General features: G+C 68.5%; 10 protein-coding genes. 5 read left to right on the top strand and 5 right to left on the bottom strand.

The features are described 5' to 3' along the window. The first annotated feature begins 234 nt into the window (after positions 1-234). Complete coding sequence (locus VIB55_RS19450; protein WP_331878329.1) at positions 235-1,998, top strand: TIR domain-containing protein; 1,764 nt, start codon at positions 235-237, stop codon at positions 1,996-1,998. A 29-nt stretch (positions 1,999-2,027) separates the two neighbouring features. Here the strand turns inward: VIB55_RS19450 and VIB55_RS19445 are convergent, their stop codons facing one another. Continuing rightward, positions 2,028-3,446, bottom strand: a complete 1,419-nt coding sequence (locus tag VIB55_RS19445) for an amidohydrolase family protein (RefSeq protein WP_331878328.1) — start codon at positions 3,444-3,446, stop codon at positions 2,028-2,030. 91 nt (positions 3,447-3,537) lie between these two features. Here VIB55_RS19445 and VIB55_RS19440 point away from each other — a divergent pair, with 91 nt between their 5' ends. Next, a complete protein-coding gene (locus VIB55_RS19440) occupies positions 3,538-4,041 on the top strand; it encodes a hypothetical protein (protein ID WP_331878327.1) in 504 nt (167 codons plus the stop codon). Here VIB55_RS19440 and VIB55_RS19435 read toward each other — a convergent pair. The 4 genes from VIB55_RS19435 to VIB55_RS19420 form a co-directional block, all read right to left on the bottom strand. Further along, positions 4,038-4,748 carry a hypothetical protein gene (locus VIB55_RS19435; protein WP_331878326.1) on the bottom strand — a complete coding sequence of 237 codons (711 nt, stop codon included), beginning with the start codon at positions 4,746-4,748 and terminating at the stop codon, positions 4,038-4,040. The genes VIB55_RS19440 and VIB55_RS19435 overlap by 4 nt on opposite strands. A 56-nt stretch (positions 4,749-4,804) precedes the next feature. Further along, on the bottom strand, positions 4,805-5,476 hold the full coding sequence (rpe, locus tag VIB55_RS19430) for a ribulose-phosphate 3-epimerase (protein ID WP_331878325.1): 672 nt from the start codon (positions 5,474-5,476) through the stop codon (positions 4,805-4,807). After that, positions 5,473-6,180, bottom strand: coding sequence for a ribose-5-phosphate isomerase RpiA (rpiA, locus tag VIB55_RS19425; protein WP_331878324.1), 708 nt, complete (start codon positions 6,178-6,180; stop codon positions 5,473-5,475). Before rpiA ends, rpe begins: the two co-directional genes overlap by 4 nt. A gap of 110 nt (positions 6,181-6,290) precedes the next feature. Then, positions 6,291-6,662, bottom strand: coding sequence for a phage holin family protein (locus tag VIB55_RS19420; RefSeq protein ID WP_331878323.1), 372 nt, complete (start codon positions 6,660-6,662; stop codon positions 6,291-6,293). A 153-nt stretch (positions 6,663-6,815) separates the two neighbouring features. Between VIB55_RS19420 and VIB55_RS19415 the strand changes: the two genes are divergently transcribed. From VIB55_RS19415 to VIB55_RS19405, 3 genes are all read left to right on the top strand, one after another. Then, positions 6,816-8,126 (top strand): RNA polymerase sigma factor, encoded by a 1,311-nt coding sequence (locus tag VIB55_RS19415; RefSeq protein WP_331878322.1) that lies wholly within the window; start codon positions 6,816-6,818, stop codon positions 8,124-8,126. Positions 8,127-8,935: 809 nt separating this feature from the next. Continuing rightward, complete coding sequence (locus VIB55_RS19410; RefSeq protein WP_331878321.1) at positions 8,936-9,310, top strand: BlaI/MecI/CopY family transcriptional regulator; 375 nt, start codon at positions 8,936-8,938, stop codon at positions 9,308-9,310. Continuing rightward, the coding region (locus tag VIB55_RS19405; RefSeq protein ID WP_331878320.1) for a M56 family metallopeptidase at positions 9,307-10,867 on the top strand (1,561 nt) is incomplete at its 3' end. The genes VIB55_RS19410 and VIB55_RS19405, both read left to right, overlap by 4 nt.

Genomic DNA, 10,867 nt, shown 5'->3' with positions numbered 1-10,867 from the left:
AGTGGCGCGGCGGCTGGCCATGGTGTGCTGACAAGGCGACTTTGACGCGTTCGGCGCCAGGCTCGTTAAGGACGAGTTGCCCGAAGAGCTCTCGGGCAGGTACCGCTCTCGATTCGGACGATGTTGACGACCCGGGGCCTAGTCGCCTGATCAGTACGTACGGTTGATCGAGGCCCGTGGACACCCTGAACACCATCCGTTCTGAACTTGGCCTGGCCGTGTCCAATTATACGCATGGTGACCACCCCAAATCCGTGCGGCACCGACCGAACTCTCCTGCTCCACACCCCGAAATCCCTGAAGTATCTTGTGAAACATCTTCTAAATACAGCGGAACTGGCAACGCTCGCAGAGGTAAGCCGCGCACTAACGGCTGAGGTTAATCTCCCGGTACTCCTGGACAACATTCTCCGCCACGCGAACGAACTGACCGACTCGGCTGCCAGCAGCGTGATCCTGTTCAATCCTGAACGAGAGTCGTTGTACTTCGCGCATGCCACCGGACCCAGCGCGGAAAAGCTGCTCTTCGAGTGGGGCAAGACGAGCAGCCAAGGAGTACCTATCCACGGAAGTATCGCCGGACAGGTATTCTCGACGGGAGTGCCCGCCCGAACCGACGCGGTATGGGAAAACCCGGAGCATTTCAAGGATATCGACGCTGAAACCAATATGAAAACGGCGTCGATGTTGTGTGTGCCCCTCGAAGTAGGGTCTGAGCGCATCGGTGTAGTCCAGCTGCTAAATAAAATTACGGGGAATTACACGGACCGAGATTCGGCTCTTCTTGATCACTTTGCTGCCCAGGCAGCAATCGCGATCCGGAATGCGAAATTGTTCGAGGACCTACTAGCTCACATGGGCTTTACGATCACCTCACACCCGAGCACCAGCCCGATCGAATTCCTCACCGAACTTGGGAAGCCAGCCCGAACGGAAACGCTTTCCGTGCTCTTTGCTGATATGCGGGGCTTCACGCAACTGTGCCTGCTCGTAACCCGCCCCGAGCGGACGCAGGAGCTTTTGAATGCCTTTCTCAGTATGTTGGCAGATTCAGTCACCGAGTTCGGAGGGTCGGTGAACAAGTTCCTCGGGGATGGAATTCTAGCTCTTTTCCGAGGCGACGAGCATGCGGTCCGGGCGCTAAGGTCGGCTTCACTCATTGTGACCCGCTTCGACCGATTACGCGGCGAGTGGAATGCCACGACAAATTTCGCGCTGTCATTCTTGGACGTCGGGATCGGCATCGCCAGCGATTCCGCGATACTTGGGTCGGTTGGCAGCAGAACGGTTCGAGATTTTACGGCAGTTGGAACAACCGTGAACCTCGCTGCCAATCTGATGGAGGATGCTCGTCACGGTCGGCAAATCCTGATCGACAAAAGGACGTTTCTGGCCAACCAGCACCAGATCGCATCGGCCGAGGGTCCCGAAAGCTTTGAGTTGAAGAAACCGGGCCAACTCGTAGGTCATCCATACGAGCGCTACTGGGTAAAGGAATTCGCCAGCCGGTCACTCGTATCCACACCAGCTGACGCGTCACCGAAGAACATGACAAGCAACGTTTTTGTGAGCTACAGCCACCACGATTCGCGCTGGTTGAAGGACCTCCAGACCCACCTCAAACCGCATGCGCGACTGGGAAAAATTTCGGCTTGGGACGATACGATGATCCGGCCGGGAAAACGCTGGCGCGACGAAATTGAGCGGGCGATCGCGACAGCGAAGATAGCCGTTCTGCTTGTGAGCCCCAATTTCCTGGAGTCGAACTTCATCGCGGAGAACGAACTCCCGCCACTCCTCGAAGCAGCCAAAACCTCTGGTTTGACGATCATCTGGGTGCCGCTTTCGGCTTCGTCATTCCACGTTACGCCGATTGCTGAGTACCAGTCCGCGATTGATCCGAAGCGGCCGCTGGACCAGATGTCCCCCCCGAAGCAGAATGGGGCTTGGGTCACCGTGTGCAACGCGATCACGGCGGCGCTTTCCGAGCAGGGCTGAGCGAAGCCCAATCATTTGTACCGCGCCGGTTAGTTGATGCCCACCTTGCCCTTCGCGAACTCCCGCAGGCGCGCGGAGTCGTAGCCGCGGCCGTCGCGGAAGATGGTCGTGACTTCGTAGATCGCGGACGGGGTGCCGAGCGGGTCGCCGCGGATGACGACCAGGTCCGCGGCCTTGCCCGGCTCCACGGAGCCGATGCGCGCTTCCTCGCCCAGGATGCGCGCGCCGTTCAGGGTCATGATCTGGATCGCGTGCTCGGGGGTGAAGCCGGCCTCCACCAGCAGCTCGTAGTTGCGCAGGTTGCCAAAGCCGGGAAGGAACCCCGTGCCCCACGGGTCCGAGCCCGCCCCCAGCAGCCCGCCCGCCGCGACGAAATCCCGCTCCCAACGCATCATCTTCTCCAGCAGCCGCTCCGGGACGGTAAACCCGGACTGCCCCAGCCCCGCGTGGTTCGCCTCTACCTCCCGGCGCGTGGCCGGCGCCAGCATGGACATCGCGACCGAGTCCAGCCGCGCCCGGCCGGGGATGAAGCTCTCGTACACGCCCAGCGTGCTCACCACCGGCGTGCCCGTCGCGACGATGCGGCGGATGCTCTCCTGCACCGCCGGGCTGGCCACGTCCACGTCGGCCTGGGCGCGTTGGTTGCCGGGCGGGCACACGTCCGGCGCCTTGCCGGGCACGTACTCGCTCGCGGTGATGAACCCGTGCTGAAGGGCGTCGATCCCCAGTTCCGCGGCCTCGCCGAACGTCACCGCGCACAGGTGGCCGGTCACGCGCAGGCGCCGCGCGTGGGCGGCCTCGATCACCCACGCCAGCACCTCGCGAGGGCCGCTCATCACCTTGAACCAGGTGGCGCCCTTCCCAGCCCACTCGTCCACGAAGCGGCGCGCCTCCTCGGGCGAGTCCACGCCGCGGAAAGCGCCCGTGCGCCGCGTACCCGCAGTGATATACGGCCCCGCGATGTGCAGGCGCGGCCCGGGGATCTGCCCCGCGTCTATCGCGCGCTTCAGCTCCACTTCCTCGTCCGGGAGCTGGCTGCCTGCCGTCATCGCCGTCGTCACGCCGAACGCAAGATACAGGTACGCGCTGGCGTTCATCGGCACGCTGCGGCTCAGCCCGCCGAAGTAGGTGTGCTCGTGCAGCGACACCAGGCCGGGGATCACCGTGTGGCCGGACAGGTCCATCACCCGCGCGCCCGCCGGGATCGCCGTGGTGGCGCTGGGCCCGACGGACTCGATGCGGGTGCCGCGCACGACCACCGTCTGGTCCTGGCGCGCCGGCGCCCCGGTGCCGTCTACCAGGCGAACGTGCGTGAGCGCCACCACGGGCTCATCGACGGACACGAAGGCGCGCGCCCCGGGAGCGAGTGGCGGGCGCTGCTGTGCGGCCAGCGGCGCGGCGATCAGCAGCGCCCACGCGAGGCGGAGGATGGTGCGGACGGATCTCATGATGTACTCGGGGGTGTATCGTGCGGCGGAGGAGGTGCCGCTAAGATACTCGCGGAACCACCCGACTGGAACCCGAGCCGGAGGAGGGATCGTGCGCCTTGCGTGGATGGCTGGATTGCTGATGACCCTGGTCGCGGCGAGCACCGCCGGCGCGCAGAGCTGCTGGCCCGTCGCGGTGCTGCTGGAGGTACGCGATTCCGCGGGCCGCCGCGTGGACCCCGCGGCGATGGACAGCGTGGTGAGCGATACCACCGGCGCGCCACGCCCGGTCCGGATGAGCGCGCCGTACACCCCCGCGCCGGCCGCCCGCGACACCGCAAACCTGCTGCAATGGTCGCGCGCGGGGTGCGCCATCCGGCTGCGCCGCGTATCGCTGTACTCCGGCGGTCGCGCGATGCACCTGTACTTCGACATGTACGTGAACAGCGAGCGGCGACGCGGCCCGAGCACCTTCGTGGTGCAGGCGCCGCCGTTTCGGCCGGGCACGTTCCGCCTGCGATTCGAGCCCGCCGAGCCGGGCGGGCCTTCCCGAAGCCCCCGCCGCCTGACGGCCGACCGGTGGTATCAGCCCCTGCCGAAACAACCGCGCGGCTAGTCGCGAAAGCGCACCGAGGTCACCCGGTGCTCTGCATGGAGGGGAAGGAGCGTTTCAGTGATGACGGCGCGCATCCACCCCAGCAGCGGGCCGTTGGTGGCCTCGATGTCGTCGCTGGTGTAGCTGTGGATCACCCCGCTCTCCACCACCCAGGAGCCGCGCGTACGCGACACCTTCACCGCCCCGCCGGAGCGCCCCGCCAGCCCGCGGATGATGTCCTCGCCGGGACCATCGTCCTCCAGCCGGAAGCGGACGGTGGCGGTGCGCTCCTCCTCGGGCGTGCTGCTCAGGAGCGCGAAGTATCCGCGGACGGGGAACGGCAGGTCCAGCAGCCACGCGCGTTCGCGCCGCAGCGAGAGCACCGCGCGCCAGCGGCGCACGCCCAGGTACAAGAAGGGGATCACGAGCACGCCCACGAGCCCCACGCTGGACACGGCATCCGGCGCACCTGCCACGTCCCCGCCGATCCACAGGATGCTGCTCACCACCACCGCGCTGATCGTCCACCGCAGCAGCGGAACCGCGGGACCCGGCGGATTCTCCGCCAGCGCGTTCAGCAGGTTGCTGGCGCCCAGGCGGCGGACCTCGCGACGCTGGCGGATTGCGGCCGTGCGCTCGGCCGCGGCATGTTCCGCCTCTGCCGCGCGGCGCCGCTCCTCGCCCTCGCGGGCCAGTCGCTCCAGGTTGCCCGGGACGATCCTCGTCATGCGCTCACGATATTTGGGGAGTGAACGCCGCGGCGCCTGCACGACATCCCGCGGCGCTACGTCCGGCCGGCGGCCTCGCGCAGCAGGCGGATGTTCTCGGCCACCGGCGCCTTTGCGTTGTAGACGGCCGATCCCGCGACCACACAGCTCGCGCCCGCCCGCACGACGTCCGCGATGGTGTCGGGCGCCACGCCGCCGTCCACCTGCAGCTCCACGTGACCCAGCCCGCGCTCGTCCAGCATCCGGCGGATGCGCGCGATCTTGGCCGTGCTGGTGGGGATGTACGACTGCCCGCCGAAGCCGGGATTCACGGACATCACCAGCACCAGGTCCACGTACGGCAGGATGTCGGCGATGGCGTCCGCCGGGGTCGCGGGGTTCAGCGTGACGCCCGGCTTCACGCCCAGCTCGCGGATCTGCTGGATGGTGCGGTGCAGGTGCGGGCTCGTTTCCACGTGCACCGTCAGGTAGTCGGCCCCCGCCTTGGCGAAATCCGCCAGGTAGCGCTCGGGCTTTTCGATCATCAGGTGCACGTCGATGGGCAGCCCCGTCGAGCGCTTGGCCGCCGCCGCGATCAGCGGGCCGATGGTGATGTTGGGGACGAAGTGCCCGTCCATCACGTCCACGTGAATCCAGTCCGCCCCGCCCTGCTCCGCCTCGCGGATGTGCTCGCCCAGCCGCGTGAAGTCGGCCGAGAGGATTGAGGGCGCGATCTTGATGCGGCTCATCGTCCGCCCTCCCGCGTGCGGACCTCGATCCCCCCGCTCCCCGCGATTACCACCGCCGTCGCCATCCCCAGGAACAGCCCGCATTCCAGGATGCCGGGCCGCAGCAGCAGCCGGCGCTCGATGTCCTCCGGATCGGCGATGCCGTCGGGAAACCGGCAGTCCAGGATGTGGTTGCCGCCGTCCGTCACCACCGTTCGTCCGTCTTTCACTCGTAGCGTGGGTTCGGCACCCAGGGAACGCAGGAAATCGGGCTGGATGGGTTCGGAGAACGGATCGACCTCCACCGGCAGCGGGGCCTTGGTCCCCAGCCGCTGAACGACCTTGGTTTCGTCGGCCACGATCACCAGCTGGGCGGATGCCGCCGCGACGACTTTCTCGCGCAGCAGCGCCGCGCCCAGCCCCTTGATCAGCCGAAGCTGCGGATCCACCTCGTCGGCACCGTCGATGGTCACGTCCATCCGCGGACGCTCGGCGAGCGTAGCGAGGGGAATGTCCAAGCGCCGCGCGCGCTGCTCGGTGTCGTCGGACGTGGGCACGCCGACGATGGACCGCCACTCTCCGGCCGCGCGGCGCTCGGCGATCACGTCCAGCAGGTGCCGCACGGTGGAGCCGGTGCCCAGCCCCACGGTCATTCCGTCCTGGATCCACTCCGCGGCCCGTTCGGCCGCGGCCCGCTTCAACGCCTCGGTGTCGCTGGTGTGCACCGGTGTGCCTGGTCTGGGTTGTCGTGCTGGGGGGCGGGAAGGTAGTGCGAAAGTGCGAAAGTGCGAAAGTGCGAAAGGGAAGTGCACTCACGCACTAACGCACGGATCAGTCAGCGGCGGCGCTTGTCGTCGTCGTTGGTGAAGAGCGACAGCAGCCACGTGGCCAGGCTGATGACGACCGAGCCGATGATGGCGTCCACGAAGCTGTCGATGTGGAACCCGTATCCCAGGTGCCCCGCGATGTAGGTGGTGAGGTACAGCATCACCGCGTTGATCACCAGCAGCGCCAGCCCCAGCGTGAGCACGATGATGCCGCACGCCATCATCTTGACGATCGGCCGCACGATGGCGTTCACCAGACCCAGCACCAGGGCGACGACGAACAGCGTTTCGATGCGGCCGTCGTAGTCCAGGCCGGGAAGCAGGTAGACCGCCAGGCCGACCGCGGCGGCAGACGCGAGCCAGCGCAGGATGAGCTTCATGGGATTCGTGAGGTGCGAGTGGAGCGTGAGTGCGTGGGCGCTGAACGGACTACGTGCCGCGGAGGGATAATGTGTCAGCCGCCCCGGCCCAAGGGAAAGGTCCGCTCCGTTCCGGGCTTGCGCGCACACGGCGAATCCGGTCTAATCGGGGCCATGACGGCATCCAACGCACACCGCGCAGTCGAGGCGGTCTGGAGAATCGAGTCGGCCAAGCTCATTGCGGGCCTTGCGCGGATGGTGCGCGACGTGGGCCTGGCCGAAGACCTGGCGCAGGACGCGCTCGTCGCCGCCCTGGAGAAGTGGCCGGAGACCGGCGTGCCCGACAAGCCCGGTGCCTGGCTGATGGCCGCCGCCAAGCGCCGCGCCATCGACCACTTTCGCCGCGACAAGCTCCTGGAGCGCAAGCACCAGGAGCTGGGCTACGAGCACGATTCGCGGGCGGACGACGTGGTGGCCAACCTGGACGCCGCCCTCGACGACCCCGTCGGCGACGACCTGCTGCGCCTGATCTTCACCTGCTGCCACCCGGTTCTCGCCACGGAGGCGCGCGTCGCGCTCACCCTGCGCATGCTGGGCGGGTTGAGCACCGAGGAGATCGCGCGCGCCTTCCTGGTGCCCGTCCCGACCGTGGCGCAACGCATCGTCCGCGCGAAGAAGACGCTGGCCGAGGCGCGAGTACCCTTCGAGGTGCCCCGCGGAGACGAGCTCGCCGGGCGCCTCTCGTCCGTGCTGGGGGTCGTGTACCTGATCTTCAACGAGGGATACTCCGCCACCGCCGGTGACGACTGGATGCGTCCGGCGCTCTGCGAAGACGCCCTGCGCCTGGGGCGGATCCTGGCCGGGCTCGTGCCGAACGAGCCGGAGGTGCACGGGCTGGTGGCGCTGATGGAGATTCAGGCTTCGCGGCTGAGGGCGCGTACCGGCCCCACCGGGGAGCCGGTTCTGCTGATGGACCAGGACCGCGCCCGGTGGGACCGCCTGCTGATCGGCCGCGGGCTCCAGGCGCTGCGCCGCGCCGAGGAGCTGGGCGGCGCACTGGGGCCGTATGCGCTGCAGGCCGCCATCGCCGCGTGCCACGCGCGCGCCCGCACCGCGGACGAAACCAATTGGCCGCGGATCGCCGCGCTCTATGCCGCGCTGGCCCAGCAGCAGCCCTCGCCCGTGGTGGAGCTGAACCGCGCCGTGGCGGTGGGGATGGCGTTCGGCCCCGCGGCGGGGCTGCAGATCGCCGACCAACTCGTCGCCGAGCCGTCGCTCAAGGCCTACCACCTGCTGCCCAGCGTCCGCGGCGACCTCCTGGCCAAGCTGGGGCGCCACGACGAGGCGCGGGCGGAGTTCGAGCGCGCGGCATCCCTCACGCAGAACGCCCGCGAACGCCGGCTGCTGCTGGACCGCGCCCGTCCGTCCGCGGCGGCGCCAACGGCCGGCCCGGCGGAGACGACCGGGACGACCGCGCAGGGCTGAGTTCGCCGTCGCCCGGGATGCCCCTCCCCCGGCCCCTCCCCGCACAAACTGCGTACGGAGAGGGGGGAACGTCGGTCGCGGTTCGATCGGAATCGGCGCCTCCCGCGGCCGCCCCCTCTCCCGACCTCTCCCCCGCAAACAGCGCGGGAGAGAGGAGAACGTCGCTCGCGGTTCGACCGGCCTCGTTGAATGCCGCGGGAGCCCCCTCCCCCCGGTCCCCATCCCCCGCTGCGCAGGGGAGGGGGAGAACTCAACTGCGAATCCCCCGGGTCTCCCCGCCCCCACGGTCCCGGCGGCACGCCTCGATGTCATCCCGATGGAGCGGCCACGCCGAACCTGCACCTGCACTGTAATCCGCAGCGACTGAGGGATCCCCCACACACTCCGCGCGACGCACCACTCCTCGCTTCATGCCGAACCCATTTGGCCTGCCCACTGCTGCTCGGGACCGACGCCCGTCACGCGTTGTTGTTCGTCGCATCGAATGAAGGAACCGTCTCGGGGCCTCCGATGCTGCAGAGCGGGTGGCGTGCTGTGTGGCGGATCCCTCAGTCGCTGCGGTCTGTGGTGTTCGGGCAGATGCACCGGGGCCGCTTCTTCGGGATGACAGATGTTATCGGCAGGTGCAGCGGGGATCCTGGTGAAGCCCCGAGCGGGATGCGAAAGCCGTCAGAGCCCGCCGCTTTCCCCTGCCCCATCGGCGGTTCACCCGCTCCCGCCCACCGCCTTCCCGCCATCTACGGGAAAAGCAGTTGACAAACGCGAGCGCCACGATTAACCTACGGAAGAACCCGTAGCAACGGACGATCATGGACGAAATCAGCTTTACCCCGCGCGAGCTGGACGTAATGAGCATCCTCTGGCGCAGCGGCTCGGGGACGGTGAGCGAGGTGCGCGAGGGGCTAGGCGAAGACCTGGCCTACACGTCGGTCCTATCGGCGCTGCAGACGCTGGAGGAGAAGGGCTTCGTGCGCCACGAGGCCGAGGGGCGCGCCTACCGCTACTTCCCCACCGTGGAGCCCGAAACGGCTGGCCGCAGCGCCATGGCGCGCATCCGCGAAGCCGTGTTCCAGGGGTCGGCCGAGCTGATGTTCGCCCAGTTCGTATCCGACCGGAAGCTCAACCGCGACGAGCTGGAACGCATGCGCCGCCTGCTCGCCGAGCGGCTGGAGGACGAATCATGATCGCCTCGTGGATGCTGTACGCGCTCCTGGTGAGCCTGCTGCTCGCGGCCGCCGCCTGGACGCTGGAAGAGGTGTTCCGGCTGCGCGGACTGGCGGTGCGCTTCGTGTGGCTGGGTGCACTGCTCGCGACCGTGGCGATCACCGCCGCCGCTCCGCTGCGCAGCCGCCCGGCGGTGGTGCTGCAGGCCACGCAGTCGTCGGACGTGGCGGTCCCTCGGGAGCGTCCCGCCCCTCAGGGGCTTGCCGCGTGGGCGGCCGCATCGTTGAGGGCGGCGCGCATGGAGTTGAACCGCGGGCTGGATTCGGCGGCGGCACTCGGGGGGCGGGCGGGCACCGGCCTGGCGCTGGGGTGGATCGCGCTGTCGTCGCTGATGCTGGCGCTCACCGCGGCCACGCTCCTCCGCTCGCGCCGTGCGCGGCGGGGATGGCCGGTCGCGGAGCTTTCGGGCGAGCGGGTGAGGGTGGCGCCCGCCGCGGGACCGGCGGTGCTCGGCATCCGCAGGCCCGAGGTGGTGGTGCCCGCGTGGCTGCTGGGGGCCTCGCCGCGGGAGCAGCGGCTGGTGGTGATCCACGAACGGGAGCACGTGCGGGCCCGCGATCCGCTGGTGCTGCTGGTGGGATGCGTGGCGGCCGCCGTGATGGCCTGGAACCCCGCCGCGTGGTGGATGCTGCGGAGGCTTCGGGCCGCCGTGGAGCTGGACTGCGATGCGCGCGTGCTGCGGCACGGGGTGCGGCCGCAGGAATACGGAGCGGTGCTGATCGACATCGCCGGGCGGGGGCCCGGACTGTCGCTGGGTGCGCCGGCGCTCGCCGGATCGCCCTCCATCCTGGAACGGAGACTTCGCGCCATGACCATGAGACTTCCCCGTTACGCCCGCCTGCGCGCCAGCCTGTTCGGCGTGCTCGCCACCGCGGCCTTGGCCAGCGCCTGCGAAGCACCGCTGCCCACCAGCGCCGAGATCGAAAAGATGGACGTCGCCGACGTGGAGGCGCGCGTCGGCGAGCTGGCGCTCGCGAGTGGCGGAAGCACGACCTACATCGTCGACGGCAAGCAGGTTACGGCCGAGGAAGCCCGCGCCCTGAGCGGCGATCGAATCGAACGTATCGAGGTCACCCGCGGCGCGACGGGGACGCCGACCAGTTCGGAGAAGATCGAGATCTTCACCATCCTCGCTCCCCCCTCCGACTCGTCAGTCCGCCTGGAAGCCGGCGGGCCCACGCAGGTCCTCGTCGACGAGCTGGTGCCGAGTGACGTCACCACCACGGGCACGCGGGCTACCGGCACCGCGCCGGCCGAGCCTCCTACGGCTTCCGGGGACACGAGGATGAGCAACAGCGGCCAGACCAGCCGCCTCGAGACTACCCGTGCGACCAGCGGCGAGTCGCACCGGGTTACGGTGCGCGGAACGGGCTCGTTCGAGGGGCTGCTCCTGATCGATGGAGTGGAAACACCCGCGAGCGCCATGTCGACCCTGGATCCGCACACCATCGAGAGCATCGACGTGCTCAAGGGCGAGGCCGCGGTCCGCGCGTACAGCGATCCCCGCGCGGCCCACG

The sequence above is a fragment of the Longimicrobium sp. genome (genome assembly GCF_036554565.1).
Taxonomy (GTDB): Bacteria; Gemmatimonadota; Gemmatimonadetes; order Longimicrobiales; family Longimicrobiaceae; genus Longimicrobium.
The sequence above is the reverse complement of the archived record's forward strand: the minus strand, read 5'-3'. Positions and strand labels throughout refer to the sequence as shown.